The following is a 14,886-nucleotide window of genomic DNA, read 5'->3' on the forward strand; positions in this document are numbered from 1 at the left end:
CCGGGCTCATTTCGTCGACCCCGCAAGTACGCCCTGCACGAACGCGCGCTGGAAGGCGAAGAACACGACGAGCGGCACGATCATCGAGACGAACGCACCGCTCGCCAGCACGTCGACGTTGTTGCCGAACTGCCGCAGCTGGCTCCGCAACGCCACCGTGATGGGGGCGGAGCCCTCGTCGGCGAACACGAGCGCGACGAGCAGGTCGTTCCACACCCAGAGGAACTGGAACGTCGCGAGCGCCGCGACGGCGGGCCGCGAGATCGGCAGCACCAGCCGCCAGAAGATCCGCAGCTCCCGCCCGCCGTCCAGCCGCGCGGCCTCGAGCAGGTCGCGCGGCATCCCGACGAACGAGTTGCGCAGCAGGAACACGGCGAACGGCATCCCGAACGCGACGTGGAACGCCACCACACCGGGGATCGAGCCGTACAGGCCGATCCCACCGAGCAGCTTGGCCACCGGGACGAGCGCCACCTGGACCGGCACGACCAGCAGCGCGACCACACCGAGCGTCACGAGGTCCCGCCCGGGGAACTCGATCCAGGCCAGCGCGTACGCCGCGAACGCGCCGATGACCACCACCAGAACGGTGGACGGCACGGCGATCAGCACGGTGTTCCACAGCGAGCCGAGCACGGCGCGGTCGGCCATGAGATCGGCGTAGTTGGCGAGCGTGAGCTGCGCGGGCGCGGTGAGGACGGTCCACCAGCCGCTGCGCGCGTTGCTCGCCTCCGGCCGCAGCGACGCGACGAGCAGGCCGACCACCGGGAACATCCAGACGAGCGCGACGGCGACCAGCGCGACCCGGACCACCGGACCACCCAGGCGGGCGACCACGCGCCGGATCACGACCGGTCCCCCCGGAACCGCCTGATGTTGAACACCATCGCCGGCAGCACGAGCAGGAACAGCAGCACGGCGAGCGCGCTGCCCAGCCCCTGGTCACCGCCGCCGGCCCCGAACGACACCTGCCACACCTGCAGGGCGAGCACGTTCGCCTCCTCCTGCACCGAGCCCGGCGCGATGACGAACACCAGGTCGAACACCTTCAGCACGTTGATCACCAGCGTGACGAACACGACGAGCAGCACCGGCGAGAGCAGCGGGACCGTCACCCGCCGGAACACCTGCCACTCGGTGGCGCCGTCCACCCGCGCCGCTTCGAGGGCGTCGCGCGGGATGCTCGCGAGCCCGGCCACGATCAGCGTCATCGCGAACCCTGACATGATCCACAGCCATGCGGTGATCACGACGGGGGTGACCAGGACGGGGCCGAGCCAGGTCAGCCCCCGGAACGGCTCGGCGAAGTTGGCCGCGGCCAGGCGGACCGCGTAGGGCCCGCCCACGAGGTCGGGCACGGTGAACCGGCCGTCGTCACCGGTGGTCGTGGTGGCGACGACCCGATCCCCCTCCAGCACCTCGACCGCGATTCCGGGCACCCCGCGTTCCCCCGCGTCCACCTCGGCGGTGCGGTCCGGGATGCCGCCGACGTCCAGCCAGACCAGGCCACGCAGCCCGGCGCCCGGTTCGGGCAGCACCGCGGGGGCGGCCCGCCCGGGCAGGTCCACGGGGTCGAAGCCGGTGACCGGCAGGCCGACCGCGCCCCGCGCATCGACCGGATCGGCCGTGACGAGCGCGCCGTCCGGCCCGGCGACGAGCCCTCCGCCCTCCCGCGGGCGCACCCCGGGGTAGGGCGAGGCCGGGCTGAACACGTCGTGCACGGACACCATCGCCGCGTTGACGACCCCGCGGTCCGGGTCCTCCTCGTAGACCAGCCGGAAGATGATCCCGGAGGCGACCAGCGAGATCGCGAGCGGCATGAACATCACGAGCCGGAACGCCGTGGCCCACCGGATCCGCTCGGTGAGCACGGCGAGCACCAGCCCGATCGTGGTCACCAGGGTCGGGGCGACGAGCACCCAGATCACGCTGTTGCGCAGGGCGACGAGCGTGCGGTCGTCGGTGAACGCGGTGACGTAGTTCTCGGCGCCGACGAACTCGGTGCCGCGCGCGTCGAACAGGCTCCGCACCAGCGAGTACGCCGTCGGGTACACGAGGAAGACGACCACGAGCAACAGCGCTGGGGTCAGGAAGAGCGCGGCGATCCGCGGGCTGCCGCCCGAGAGCGGGCCCGTCGGCTCGGCGGTCACGAGTCGCCGCGCTGGTAGGCGGCGGTGGCCTCGACCTCGAGCTCGGCGAGGATCCGGTCGATCTGCGCCGGGTCGGCCAGGTAGTCCTGCATCGCCCGCCAGAAGCCGTCGCCGCGGGTGGCGCCCAACGCGCTCGGCATCAGGTCGGACATGTCGAAGCGGAGGTTCTCCGCGCCGACCAGCTCCTCGGCGATCTCCCGGGTGCTGTCGTCGGGGTACTCCCCCAGCTCGACGTCCCGGTTGGGCGACACGAACCCGCCCTCCGCCGCCCAGATCGACGCCGCCTCCGACCCGGCGAGGAACTGCATGAGCGCCCGCGTGCCCGGCTCGTCGGTGAGGGCCACGAGCGTGTCGCCGCCGCTCACCACGGACGCCGCGGGCCCGATGCGCGGGAACGGGAACACGCGCGCGTCCACGCCGACCGTCGCCGACGTGCTCTGCGCGATCACCCCGGCCACGAAGTCGGCCTCGAACACGATCGACGCCTTCGGCACCTCGCCGAACACGTTCACGACCGACTCGCTGAACTCGGTCTGCAGCGCACCGGAGGTGCCGCCGGGCAGGTTCTCCGGGCGGAGCACGCGCCCCAGCGTCTCGAGGGCGGTGCGGACCGAGGGGTCGGTCCAGGGGATGTCGTGGCGGGCGAGGCGGTCGTACATCGGGCCGCCCGCGGTCTGCAGGTAGACGTTCTCGAACCAGTCGGTGAGCGTCCACCCGTCGGCGCCGCCGACCGAGAGCGGTGTGTCCCCGGTGTCGGACAGCTTCCGCAGCGTCTCGACGAACTCCTCCCACGTGTGCGGCGGCACGAAGGCGGGGCCGAGCTGCCTCGCGTCGTACCAGAGCGTGGACTTGTTCGCGGCCTTGAACACGAATCCGTAGAGCCGGCCGTCGACGGTGCCCAGGTCCTTCCAGACCGGCGCGAACTGCGCGTCGATCACGGACTCGGTGCCGGGGTCGACCGGCACGAGCGACCCGGCGCGGGCGAGCGTGCGCACCAGTGCGGGCTGTGCGATGCCCGCGACGTCCGGGGGCGAACCGCCGGCCAGCCGGGTCGCGAGCACCGTGGGCACCTCGTCACCGCCCGAGACGTAGGTGACGGTGGCACCGGTGCGCTGCTCGAAGACGTCGAGCACCCGCTCGAACGCCGTCTGCTCCTCGTCCGACCACACGGCGAGGACCTCGATGGTCTGCCCCGACAGCGGGCCGGGTCGCGCCGGCGCGGGGCGGGGAGCACCGCATGCGGCCACGACGAGAACGGCCGTCACCAACCCGCCGAGGCACCTCTTCCCGCGCACGCGTCACCGCCGGATCGAGTGGCCGGTGTCGAGGTCGAAGAAGTGCAGGCGCTCCGTGTCGACGCGGACCGTGATCGGCTGCCCCTCGAAGATCCGGGTGCGTGGTCTGAACCGGCCGACGAGCAGGGCGCCGCCGCCCGGCGCGCGCACCCGGCCCGACTCCCGGTCGAGCGTCTCGTGCTCCTCCGTGCGGGCCTGCTCCGCTCTCACCGGGAAGTGCACCATCACGTCCGCGCCCATCGCCTCCACCAGGTCCGCGACGGACCGGAGCGTGGTGCCCTCCGGCCCGTCGGCGATCGCGGCGTCGTCCATGTCCTCCGAGCGGATGCCGAGCACGAGCTGCCTGCCGGAGTAGGCCGCGAGCGCGGGCCGCTTGCGCAGCACGATCTGCGGCACGGCGAGGCGGTGTCCGCCGAACGAGACCGAGGCCCCGCCGTCGTCGTCGACGTCGAACCCGGCCACGACCATGTTCATCGGGGGCGACCCGATGAACGCGGCCACGGACGTGTCTACCGGCTCGTCGTAGAGCTCCTGCGGCGACGCGATCTGCTGCAGCACGCCCGCGCGCATCACGGCCACCCGGTCGCCGAGCGTCATCGCCTCGGTCTGGTCGTGCGTGACGTAGACGGTGGTGGCTCTCAGGTCGCGTTGGATCCGGGCGATCTGGGCGCGCATCTGCACGCGGAGCTTCGCGTCGAGGTTCGACAGCGGCTCGTCCATCAGGAACGCACGCGGCTCGCGCACGATCGCCCGTCCCATCGCCACCCGCTGGCGCTGGCCACCGGACAGGTGGCGGGGCTTGCGTCGCAGGTGCTCACCGAGCTCCAGCAGCTCCGCCACCTCGCGGACGCGACGTTCGACGACGTCGCGCGGTGTCTTGCGGAGGGTGAGGCCGAACGCGATGTTGTCGAACACGGTGAGGTGCGGGTAGAGCGCGTAGGACTGGAACACCATCGCCACGTCGCGGTCGCGGGCCGGCATCGTGTTCACGACCTCGCCGCCGATGCGGACCTCGCCGTCGCTGATCTTCTCCAGTCCCGCGATCATCCGCAGCGCCGTGGTCTTCCCGCAGCCGGACGGGCCGACCACCACGAGGAGCTCCCCGTCCATCACGTCGATCGACAGATCGGTGATCGCGCGCGTGCCGTCGGGATAGACCTTGCTGACGCGATCCAGCTCGATCCCCGCCACGATGCCCCCGTCGACTCGCCAGGGGCGAATCGTATGAGGCGCGCCCCCAAGCCGACCTTAAGGAGCCGCGAAGATCCCCGTGAAGCCGGTAGCAGGTGGTCTACGGTGCGTGCATGGCGCTGGTGCTGGTGGTCGAGGACGACCACGCCGTCCGGAGGGCGATGACGGAGGCGCTGCGCGACGCGGGGCACGTCGTGCAGCCGGTCGGCACCGCCTCGGCCGCCCTGGGTGCCCTCGCCAAGAGCAAGGTCGACCTCATCGTGCTGGATCTGGGTCTGCCCGATTTCGACGGGGACATGGCGTTGCGGTACCTGCGCGGGGCCAGCGAAGTGCCCGTGATCATCGCCACGGCCCGCACCGACGAGCGGACGATCGTGCGGCTGCTCGAGGAGGGCGCGGACGACTACATCACCAAGCCGTTCTCGAGCCAGGTCCTGACCGCCCGCGTCGGCGCGGTCCTGCGCCGGTCCAAGGTCGCAGAACCCGACGAGCCCGTCAGGATCTGCGATCTGGTCATCGACGAGGTCCGCCGGGAGGTGACCCTGCGCGCGGAACCCGTCGATCTCCCCCGCCGCGAGTTCGACCTGCTGGCCTACCTCGGGGCTCGGTGCGGGAAGGTCGTGTCGAAGGAGGAGCTGGCCCACAACGTGTGGCACGCGTCCGCCGATCGCAACATCCACCAGACCATCGACGTGCACGTGTCGTGGGTACGGCGCAAGCTCGGTGAGTCCGCGGCCGAACCGCGGTACATCCACACCGTCCGTGGGGTGGGCTACAAGCTGATCGACCCGTGCAACGCCTCGTCCTCCGCCTGATCCTCGCCACGGCAGCGGCCGCCGTCGCGGCGGTCACCGCCACCGCGCTGGTCGTGCACCTGGTCGACGAGCGCGACCGGTTGCGCGCCGGCTCGGAGGCCGACCTCGCGGCGCTCGTCAGTCTCGCCGAGGTCACCTCCGACCGCGAGGCGTTGCTGCGCGGCATCGCGCGCACGCCTGCCGGTCGCGAGGGCAGGCTCGCCGTGCACCTCGACGGCTCGACGGTCGGCTCGTCGAGGCTCGACCCCGGCGCCGTGGTCCCGCCGGCCGAGGTCGCGGTCGGAGGAGGGATCGTGCTGGTCCGGGCCGCGGGCGCGGCCACCGTCGAGGTGTTCGTGCCCGGCGTCGCCCCCGGGTCGGCCGAGCTGGGGCTCGCCGCGCTGTTGCTCGGCGCGGGCGCGCTGGCCGCGGCCGCGGGTGCCGTCGTGGCGGCCCGCCGGGTGCGCCCCGTGTCGACCGACCTGGCCGAGCTCACCGAAGGCGCGGCCGCGATCGGGCACGACGACCCCCCACCGGTGCCCGGTCCGATGGCCGTGCCCGAGACGGCGGCACTCGGCGCCGCGCTCGCCTCGCTGTCCGCGCGGTTCGCCGAGGCCCGAAGCCGCGAGCGCAAGCTGGCAGCGGACCTGTCGCACCGCCTGCGCACCCCGCTCACCGCGCTCGCCCTCGACGCGGGAGGGATCGGCGACGGCCCGGCCGCCGAGCGCGTGAAGCAGACCATCGCCTCCCTGGAGAGCGACGTCAACGCGCTCATCCGCGCCGCCCCGACCGCCGACGGGCCCGCCCGCTGCGACGTGGCGGAGGTGGTGCGCCTGCGGATGGGCTTCTGGGCGGCGCTGGCCCAGCACAGCGGCCGCCCGTGCACGGTGACCGCCGAGCCGCCCGCCGTGATCGCGCTCGCCGAGGACGACCTCGCCGCCGTCGTCGACGCGCTGCTCGGCAACGTCTTCCGCCACACCCCCGACGGCACCGCGTTCGCCGTCACGGTGGTCCGCCACGCGGGGTGGGTCAGCCTCGTGGTGGACGACGCGGGCCTCGGCGTCGCCGACCCGGCCGCCGCCCTGAGCCGCGGAGTGAGCACGGGCGACGGCACCGGCCTCGGACTCGCCATCGCCCGCGACGCGGTGGAGGCCACCGGCGGCACGATCCACGTCGAGCGGGCGGCGCTCGGCGGCGCCCGGGTCCGGCTGCGGTTCGCCGAGGCCGGATCAAGCGCATAGGGCGCGCTCGACCAGCAGAATCCTCGCCGTGCTCGCGTACCAGCGCTACAAGGCGCGGTCGACCGTCACCATCTCCGCCCCCACCCCTACCGGGGTGGCGTCGAACCGGTCGGCCAGGTGTGCCGCGATCGAGCGGAACGCGTCCTGCGTGGCGGCCCGGACGCGGTCGATCTCGATCTGCGCTCCGGTGGCGAGGTGCGGGTCGAACGGCACCTCGACCACCGCGCGGCAGCGCGCCTCGAAGTGGCGCCGCACCCGCACGGTGTCGATGTGCTTGGTGGCCCGGTCGCAGGTGAGCACGAGCACCGCATCGGACACCCGCTGGGCGGGCCCGCGCGCGAGGAGCCAGTCGAGGGTCTTGTTCACCCGGCTCGCTCCGTCGGCCGTGGGAGACCCGACGATCACGAGGCTGTGCGCAAGCGCGAGCGTGCCGCCCACCGCGGAGTGCACGAGGCCGCTGCCGGAGTCGGTGATCACGACGTTGTAGAAGCGGCGCAGCACCTCGCAGACGCGCTCGTACTCGGCGCGGGTCAGCCCCTCGCTCATCGCGGGGTCCTGCTCGGAGGCGATCACCTGCAGCCGGCCCGCGAGGCTCGTGAAGCGGGAGACGTCGGCGAGGGAGCCCAGGGAGTCGATCTCACCCAGCATGTCGCGCACGGTTCTCGACGTGTCGCCGGTGAGCCGGTCGGCGAGGGTGCCGGCGTTCTGGCTGGCGTCGAGCGCAACCACCCGGTCGCCCCGGTGCTCGGCCAGCACCAGCCCGACGCACGCCGCCACCGTGGTCTTCCCGACGCCACCGTTGATCGAGGTGATGGCGATCTGGTGGGCGCTGCCGAGTGGGCGGCGGATGCGGCGCACCTGGTCCCGGTACGCGTGCTCCTCGGGGCCAACGCCGGGGTTCAGCAGCCCCCGGCTGGCTGTGAAGACCGCCCCGCGCCAGCCACCCTGCGGGCGGTCGACCCGGCGACGGACGATCGTGTCGGCGGTGAGCTCCTCGACATCGGAGAGCTCACCGGCCTCGCGCGCCGGCCCGCGATCCGGGTCTGCGTCCTCCGAGCTCACCAGTCCACCCCCGGGCCCCGGCCGTACACCGATGATCTCGGCACGGGGTGCAGGCTACCGCGCGCGTCGTCGACCGGCGATCAGGCGGGCTCGACCGTGAACTCGGCGCCCGAGGCGTCCGCCGAGCTCACCGAGATCCGGTACGCAGCGACCGTCTCGGTCGCTCCCGGCGCCACGGTGACCGGCTTCCCGTCCGCGGAGAACGTCACCCCCGACGAGTCGATCGAGTCGATGGCGATCAACGGTCCGCGGGCGCACGAGAACGACGTGCGGCCGTTGGTCGTGATCGTCCGTCCACCCGCGCCGCGGCTCACGATCGAGCCGTTGGTCGACACCCTGATCTCGCAGGTCCCGGCGGCGGGCCGGTCCGACGAACGCGACGGCGACGGCGCCGTGCTCGCGCTCGACCCGTCGCCGGATGCCGGGGAGGCCTCACCCGTGACGTTGGAGGAACACCCCGCCGTCAGCAGCGCGACCGACGCCGCGGCGACGAGCAACCGTGCCATCGCGGTCCGGGACTGCGTAGAGATCTTCACACCGGGCATGGTGCCGTTGCCCCCTCGACGCTGCCACACGGGTCCGGATCCGCACGGCGGGACGCCAGTGTCCCGCTAACCGCGGCGGACGGGTGGCGGGTTGCCGAAGTCGTCGGCGACGAGGGCGGCCAGCTCGAGGAAAGCGTCCGAGGTGGCAGGCCGCAGCTTGTCGAGCTCGATCCGGCTGCCCGTCGCCAGGTGGGGGTCGTGGGGCACCAGCACGACGGCCCGGCTGCGCGCCTCGAAGTGGGCGACGAGCCGCTCACCGTCGATCTCCGGGCTGGTGCGGTCCTGGGACAGCACGACGACCGCCCGCTCCACCAGCTCGTCGTGCCCGTGCGCCACCAGCCAGTCCAGCGTCCTGCTGGCCCGGCTCGCGCCGTCGACCGTGTGCGACCCGACGATCACGAGGCTGTTCGCGAGCGCGAGCGTGCCGTCCATCGACGAGTGCACCATGCCGGTGCCGGAGTCGGTGACCACCACGTTGTAGAAGCGGGACAGCACGGCGCACACCCGCTCGTACTCGGCCCGGTCGAAGGCCTCACCACGCGCCGGGTCCTGCTCCGATGCGAGCACCTGGAGGCGACCGGAGAGGCTGGTGAACCGGGCGATGTCGCTCAACGACCCGACGTTGCCCAGGGAGTCGAGCAGGTCCCGGACGGTCGAGTCGGTGCGGCCGGTGAGCCGCTCGGCGAGCGTGCCGGCGTCCGGGTTGGCGTCGAGCGCCACGATCCGGTCGCCGCGGTGCTCGGAGAGCATCAGCCCCAGCATCGCCGTCACCGTGGTCTTGCCGACCCCGCCCTTCATCGACGCCACCGCGATCTGCCGCGGCCCCGGCAGCGGGCAGCGGATGCGCAGCGCCAGCTCCTGCCGGCGCTGCTCGGCCGGACCGACCCCCGGGTTGACCAGACCTGCGCTCGCGACGTGCACGGCGCGGCGCCACCCCGAGCCCGGCTTGTCCGACCGCCTCCGGACGATCGTGTACTCGGTGAGCTCGGACGCGGTGTGTGCCCGCGGGTCCACGGCCGGCCGCTCCGGCGGCTGGGTCTTCCGCCGGGGAGCCCACGGTGCCTCAGGCTCCGGCTCCTCCGGCGCGCTCGAGGCCACCTCCTCGACCGGAGCCTCGACCGGGACCTCGGCGGGCGGGGGTGGTTCGGGTACCGGCGGACTCGGCGGCGTCGTCTCCGGCCGAGCGGTGCCCGAGTCCGGCGGTGCAAACGAACGCTTCGGCATGCGCTACCCGTTCCCCCTGGTCCGACCGCGAACGTTGCCTATCTTGCCTCGGCGTTCTCCCGGCGGTTCGGGGGCCACTAGGCGCTCTGGTCGATCTCCAGTTCGGCGAAGGCCTGCACGAGTTGGTTCTCGGCGTCGCGCAGGTAGACGTCCAACGCCTCGGCGGCGCCGGGGCCGTCGCCGAGCTGCAGCTGCTCCATGATCTGCCGGTTGCGGGCGAGGTAGGGCTCGTGGAACCGCTGGGGATCGGCCATCACGTGGAACACCAGCCGCAGCTCGGCCAGGATGCCGCTCATCAGCTCGTCGGAGCGCCGGCTGCCCGCGAGCGCCACGAGCGCCTGGTGGAACTTGATGTTCGCCGTGCCGAGCGCCTGCCACTCGCGGCTGTCGAGCGCCTGCTTCCCGTCCTCGACCGCTGCGGCCACGGCAGCGAGCCCGGGATGCGGGCCGGTGACGGTGCGGACCACGCCGCACTCGACGAACCGGCGCACCCGGTAGAGGTCGACCACGTCCTCGACGGTGAGCGTCCGCACGAACATCCCGCGGTTGAGCTCGTGGGTGAGCAGCCGTTCGTGCGACAGGAGGCGGAACGCCTCCCTCAGCGTGTTGCGGGAGACTCCGAGCGCGCTGCCGATGGCGTCCTCCGCGAGCCTCGTGCCCGGCGGGAAGTAGCCCTCGATGATCCGCGTGCGCAGGATGGCTGCGACCCGCTCGGCCGTGCTCGTCCGCGAGAGCAGAGCGCGGTCGGCGGCCAAGGCTTCGGTGGTCAACGCGCCTCCAGCGGTTGGGACACACAGGGGGTTGTGCGTCTTGAAGGATCGTACAACAATCGAACGACGGAAGGGGCTTGACGTGACTGACCGAAGTTGAATCGATCACGGAGAGCAACTTCACCGGTTCAAGGTCGACTCGACATCGTGTGGCCACCCGGTTGGCAGTACGCTGCCCCTCGATCGGGTGAAGGCTCGCCGTGACACACGGCAGCGCTGAGCTGTCCTTGGGGGGACGACATGACCGACGGGCCACAGCAGTGTGCCCTGCCCGGGTGCAACGAGATGGTCGAGCAGCCAGAGGACGGTGGCCCGCGGCGCCTGTACTGCTCGCCCGCCCACCGCGCGGCCGCGCGCAAGGCGCGCCATGCCGCCCGGATGGACGCGGCCCCGGCGGTGCCGGCGGCTGCCGCCGTCACGCAGCCGGTCGCGCAGGCACCGAAGGACGAGGCGTCCGAGCAGCCGACCACCGAGCTGCCCGCGCCGCTCGGCGTCGACCCCCGTCAGGAGGAGCCCGAGCCGGCTGCGGTGCCCGACCGCGAGTGGAGCCCGGCCGCGGCGTGGACGGTGGCTCCCCCCACGCTGCCGTCCCCGCGCACCGTCCGCACCATCACCTCGAAGCGCGTCAAGAAGCGGAAGCCGGTCCGCATGGCCGGCGACCGCCAGAGCTCCGGCACCCACATCGGCAAGCGCGCCATCGCGAGCGTCGCCATCGCGAGCCTCGTGGCGGGTGGCGCCAGCTACTTCGTCAGCCAGAACGTCATCCCGACCACGCCCACCCCGCTGCCGCCGCAGGCCGCGAACCAGCCGTCGATGGACGCCGACGTGTGGGCCGACAAGGCACAGGTCGTGCTCGCGTCGCTCAGCAGCCAGCTGGACGCCGTCGCCCAGGCCGAGGCCAGCTGGCTCGCCCTTCCGGCCCAGCGCCGCGCCCAGGAGCCGGCGGCCGTGCAGGCCCTCAAGGACCGCAAGGCACTGCTGGAGCAGCAGCGCGCGATCCTGATGTCCCAGCTCGAGGCGTTCAAGGCACTGCCCGAGCGCACCTCGGAGCTCACCTCGGCGCAGGCCCAGCTCGACGCCGTCGAGCGCACGCTCACCGAGTCCACCACCACCGCCGCCTCCCCGGACTACAAGGAGGCGCTGCGGCAGCTCGAGTCCCAGCGCGAGATCGTCCGCCAGCAGCGCGACCACGCGGCCCAGGCGCTCACCGACCTGCGCAACGGCGTCGACCAGGCCCTCAGCTCGCCGCTCCCGGCCGAGAAGGACGAGACCAGCCCGATCGTCGAGCGGGTCAAGGCGGTCGTCGCAGGCCGTCCCGATCCCGGTGAGAAGGACGACGACAAGGAGCACGAGGCCACCGACGGCCAGGACCCCGCCACCACGCCGCGCCGCGAGGACGGCGACAAGGAGCGCGGCGACGTCGGCACCACCGCACCGCCCGACCCGGAGCGCCCGAACACCCCGGACATCCTCGCCGACGGTGGCCGCTCGCAGGACTCGAAGGGCGACGACAAGCCCGAGAACGCCGGGCAGTCCGACAACGCCGGGCAGTCCGAGAACGCCGGGCGGTCCGAGAACCCCGTGCAGTCGGTCGCAGGCTCGCTGAACCGCGCCCTCGGCCAGGGCGACACCAGCAACCGGGACGAGCGGGCCAACAAGCGCGAGACCCGCGGCGCCCAGGGCGACGAGGACCGCAGCGACGACGAGCGCAGCAACAGCTCCCGCGGCAACTCCGGGGGCGGGCTCGGTGACGTCGTGCGCGGCGTGAGCGGCGGGCTGCTCGGCGGCTCCGACCGGGACGACGACAGCGACGACGACAGCAGCAGCGCCCGTCGCGGCAGCAGCGACGAGGACCGCAGCGAGCGCGAGGACCGCGACGACGACCGCGGCAGCAAGAGCGACCGCTCCGGCTGGGGATCCGACCGCGACGACGACAGTGACGACGACCGCGGCAGCCGGCGCGATCGCGACGACGACGACGATGACCGCGGCCTCGTCCGCGGTATCACCGACGGGCTGCTCGGCGGCGATCGCGACGACGACGAGGACAGCGACCGCAAGCGACCCAGCGGCAAGGCCGAGCGCCAGCGCGACAAGGACCGCGGGGAGTCGAAGCACGACAGCGACAAGTCCGACTCGGACGAGAAGGACTCCGACTCCGACGAGCGCGCCGACGAGGACAACGACCGCAAGCGACCCAGCGGCAAGGCCGAGCGCCAGCGCGACAAGGACCGCGGAGAGTCGAAGCACGACAGCGACAGGTCCGACTCCGACGAGAAGGACTCCGACGACGACGAGGACTCCGGCAAGCACAAGGACCGGGGTTCCGACGACGACGACTCCGACAAGGGCGACTCGGACAAGGGCGACTCGGACAAGGACTCCGACAAGGGCGACTCCGACAAGGGCAAGGACGACGGCGACTCCGACGACGACGGGGGCGACGACGGGGACGACGGCGGCAAGTCCGACAAGAAGGACAAGGGCGACGGCGACTCCGACTCCGGCGACTCGGATTCCGGCGACTCGGGCTCCGGCGACTCGGACTCCGGCGGGGACGACGACTGACCTTCCCGGCGACGAGCGAGCCCCGCTGCACTTCGGTGCGGCGGGGCTCGTGTCGTTGGTGCGAGGAGCAGGTCAGCGCTGCGGGGAGTCACTCCCGTGCGACTCGCAGGTATCAGGCGGTGTGCGGTGGCACGGGGCGGCCGCTGAAGCCGTCGGCGAGCAGGGCGGCCAGTGCGAGGAACGCGTCGTGCGTGGCCGGGCGCAGCCGGTCGAGCTCGATCCGCCCGCCGGAGGCGAGGTGCGGGTCGTGCGGGATGTCCACCACGCCACGGCAGCGGGACTCGAAGTGCCCCCGCACGCGCTTCGGGTCCACCTCGGCGCTCTGCCGGTCGCAGGACAGCACGACCACGGCCTGGGCCACCTGGGCTTCGAAACCGTGTGCCACGAGCCAGTCGAGGGTCTTGCTGGCCCTGCTGGCGCCGTCGACGGTGGGGGCTCCGACCACCACGAGGCTGTCGGCCAGCGCGAGCGTGCCCTCCATCGCCGAGTGCACGAGTCCGGTGCCCGAGTCGGTGATGATCACGTTGTAGAAGCGGGTGAGCACGGAGCAGACCCGCTCGTAGCCCGCGCGGTCGAACGCCTCGCTCATGGCCGGGTCCTGCTCGGACGCGAGCACCTGCAGCCGCCCGGCGAGGCTCGTGTAGCGGGCCACGTCGGAGAGCGAGTAGGCCGACTCCAGGTTCTCCAGCATGTGCCGCACGGTGACCGACGTGTCGCCGGTGAGCCGGTCGGCGAGCGTGCCGGCGTCCGGGTTGGCGTCCAGTGCGATCACCCGGTCGCCGCGGTGCTCCGCGAGCACGAGCCCGAGGCACGCCGACACCGTGGTCTTGCCGACCCCACCCTTGATCGAGCTCACGGCGATCTGGTGGGTGCCCGGCACGGGACGGCGGATGCGCCGCAGCCGGTCGCGGCGAGCCCGCTCGGCCGCGCCGAGGCCCGGGTTGACCAGGCCGCCGGTGAGGCGGTACAGAACGCCGCGCCAGCCGTGTTCGGGTCGCTCACCGCGGAAGCGGACGATCGCGTCCTCGGTGAGCTCGCCCGATCTGCCCTCGAGGATCTCGCCGGTGTCACTCACGTGGTGAAACGATCGGCCATCAGGGCGGCCAGCTCGTAGGCCGCGTCCCGGGTGGCCGGGCGCAGGTGGGCGAGCTCGACGCGGCCACCGGTGGCCAGGTGCGGGTCGTGCGGGATCTCGACCACCGCCCGGCTGCGGGCGGCGAAGTGCTTGCGGATCCGCTCCTGGTCGACCTCGGCGCTGGTGCGGTCGCACGACAGCACGACGACCGCCTCCGTGGCGAGCGCCGAGTGACCGTGGGCCAGCAGCCAGTCGAGCGTCTTGCTGGCTCGCCCCGCGCCGTCGACGGTGGGCGCGCCCACCACGATGAGGCTGTCGGCGAGCTTCAGCGTGCCCTCCATCGCCGAGTGCACGAGCCCGGTGCCCGAGTCGGTGATGATGATGTTGAAGAAGCGGTCCAGCAGCGCGCAGATCTGCTGGTACTCCTCGCGGCTGAACGCATCGCTGGACGCCGGGTCCTGCTCGGAAGCGAGCACCTGCAGCCTGCCGGCGAGGCTCGTGTAGCGCGAGACCTCGGTCCACGAGTGGATCCGGTCGAGGTCGCGCAGCAGCTCCCGCACCGTGACCGAGGACTCCCCCGTCAGCCGGTCGGCGAGCGTGCCGGCGTCGGGGTTGGCGTCGAGCACGATCACCCGGTCGCCTCGGTTCTCGGCCATGACCAGCCCCAGCAGGGTGGCCACCGTGGTCTTGCCGACCCCGCCCTTGATCGAGCTCACCGCGATGCGGTGGGACTGGATCAGCGGCCGCCGGATGCGGTGCAGCAGGTCACGCCACCGCACCTCGGCCGCGCTCGGTCCCGGGTTGATCACGCCGCCGGTGGCACGCAGCACCGCGCGGCGCCACCCCATCGACGGCTCGTCGGGCCGCGCACGGAGGATCGCGTCGGCGTCGAGCGCCGTCGCGCTGCCGCCCGGATCCTCCTGCGGAGGACCGAGCGGAGACGCGGACCCCGTGGAACTCACTGCACCCCC

At 72.8% G+C, this 14,886-nt stretch carries 13 protein-coding genes; 4 read left to right on the forward strand and 9 right to left on the reverse strand.

What is annotated here, in order from left to right; genetic code table 11:
- Window positions 1-6: 6 nt before the first annotated feature.
- From FB388_RS25020 to FB388_RS25035, 4 genes are read right to left on the reverse strand one after another with little or no spacing between them, the layout of a single operon-like run.
- A complete protein-coding gene (locus tag FB388_RS25020) occupies window positions 7-849 on the reverse strand; it encodes a carbohydrate ABC transporter permease (RefSeq protein WP_246122370.1) in 843 nt (280 codons plus the stop codon).
- Window positions 846-2,150, reverse strand: coding sequence for an ABC transporter permease (locus FB388_RS25025; protein ID WP_142104615.1), 1,305 nt, complete (start codon window positions 2,148-2,150; stop codon window positions 846-848). The genes FB388_RS25020 and FB388_RS25025 overlap by 4 nt, the downstream gene beginning before the upstream one ends.
- Window positions 2,147-3,445 (reverse strand): ABC transporter substrate-binding protein, encoded by a 1,299-nt coding sequence (locus FB388_RS25030; RefSeq protein WP_142104616.1) that lies wholly within the window; start codon window positions 3,443-3,445, stop codon window positions 2,147-2,149. The genes FB388_RS25025 and FB388_RS25030 overlap by 4 nt, the downstream gene beginning before the upstream one ends.
- 3 nt (window positions 3,446-3,448) lie before the next feature.
- Complete coding sequence (locus FB388_RS25035; RefSeq protein WP_142104617.1) at window positions 3,449-4,636, reverse strand: ABC transporter ATP-binding protein; 1,188 nt, start codon at window positions 4,634-4,636, stop codon at window positions 3,449-3,451.
- 113 nt (window positions 4,637-4,749) lie between these two features.
- Between FB388_RS25035 and FB388_RS25040 the strand changes: the two genes are divergently transcribed.
- Both FB388_RS25040 and FB388_RS25045 read left to right on the forward strand, forming a co-directional pair.
- Window positions 4,750-5,451, forward strand: a complete 702-nt coding sequence (locus tag FB388_RS25040; protein ID WP_211362210.1) for a response regulator transcription factor — start codon at window positions 4,750-4,752, stop codon at window positions 5,449-5,451.
- Window positions 5,427-6,671, forward strand: coding sequence for a sensor histidine kinase (locus tag FB388_RS25045; protein WP_142104619.1), 1,245 nt, complete (start codon window positions 5,427-5,429; stop codon window positions 6,669-6,671). Before FB388_RS25040 ends, FB388_RS25045 begins: the two co-directional genes overlap by 25 nt.
- A 45-nt stretch (window positions 6,672-6,716) precedes the next feature.
- Here the strand turns inward: FB388_RS25045 and FB388_RS25050 are convergent, their stop codons facing one another.
- Window positions 6,717-7,733, reverse strand: coding sequence for a MinD/ParA family ATP-binding protein (locus tag FB388_RS25050; protein ID WP_170225821.1), 1,017 nt, complete (start codon window positions 7,731-7,733; stop codon window positions 6,717-6,719).
- A 96-nt stretch (window positions 7,734-7,829) separates the two neighbouring features.
- Between FB388_RS25050 and FB388_RS25055 the strand changes: the two genes are divergently transcribed.
- Window positions 7,830-8,348 carry a hypothetical protein gene (locus FB388_RS25055; RefSeq protein WP_142104621.1) on the forward strand — a complete coding sequence of 173 codons (519 nt, stop codon included), beginning with the start codon at window positions 7,830-7,832 and terminating at the stop codon, window positions 8,346-8,348.
- Here FB388_RS25055 and FB388_RS25060 read toward each other — a convergent pair.
- Both FB388_RS25060 and FB388_RS25065 read right to left on the reverse strand, forming a co-directional pair.
- On the reverse strand, window positions 8,345-9,292 hold the full coding sequence (locus FB388_RS25060) for a MinD/ParA family ATP-binding protein (protein WP_142104622.1): 948 nt from the start codon (window positions 9,290-9,292) through the stop codon (window positions 8,345-8,347). The two genes, FB388_RS25055 and FB388_RS25060, sit on opposite strands and share 4 nt — an antisense overlap.
- A 287-nt stretch (window positions 9,293-9,579) precedes the next feature.
- Entirely contained in the window at window positions 9,580-10,272 is a 693-nt protein-coding gene (locus tag FB388_RS25065; RefSeq protein ID WP_246122372.1) for a GntR family transcriptional regulator, read from the reverse strand.
- 240 nt (window positions 10,273-10,512) lie between these two features.
- Between FB388_RS25065 and FB388_RS25070 the strand changes: the two genes are divergently transcribed.
- Window positions 10,513-12,840 (forward strand): hypothetical protein, encoded by a 2,328-nt coding sequence (locus tag FB388_RS25070; protein ID WP_142104623.1) that lies wholly within the window; start codon window positions 10,513-10,515, stop codon window positions 12,838-12,840.
- A gap of 112 nt (window positions 12,841-12,952) precedes the next feature.
- Here the strand turns inward: FB388_RS25070 and FB388_RS25075 are convergent, their stop codons facing one another.
- Both FB388_RS25075 and FB388_RS25080 read right to left on the reverse strand, forming a co-directional pair.
- Window positions 12,953-13,915, reverse strand: a complete 963-nt coding sequence (locus tag FB388_RS25075; protein ID WP_142104624.1) for a MinD/ParA family ATP-binding protein — start codon at window positions 13,913-13,915, stop codon at window positions 12,953-12,955.
- A complete protein-coding gene (locus tag FB388_RS25080) occupies window positions 13,912-14,877 on the reverse strand; it encodes a MinD/ParA family ATP-binding protein (protein ID WP_246122374.1) in 966 nt (321 codons plus the stop codon). The genes FB388_RS25075 and FB388_RS25080 overlap by 4 nt, the downstream gene beginning before the upstream one ends.
- Between the last annotated feature and the right edge of the window lie 9 nt (window positions 14,878-14,886).

Source organism: Pseudonocardia cypriaca, assembly GCF_006717045.1.
In the GTDB taxonomy this organism is placed as follows: Bacteria; Actinomycetota; Actinomycetes; order Mycobacteriales; family Pseudonocardiaceae; genus Pseudonocardia; species Pseudonocardia cypriaca.

Bases quoted from the DNA above. Each gene is read 5' to 3' on its own strand.
- FB388_RS25070 (WP_142104623.1), top strand. From the start codon at position 10,513: ATGACCGACGGGCCACAGCAGTGTGCCCTGCCCGGGTGCAACGAGATG.
- FB388_RS25040 (WP_211362210.1), top strand. From the start codon at position 4,750: ATGGCGCTGGTGCTGGTGGTCGAGGACGACCACGCCGTCCGGAGGGCG.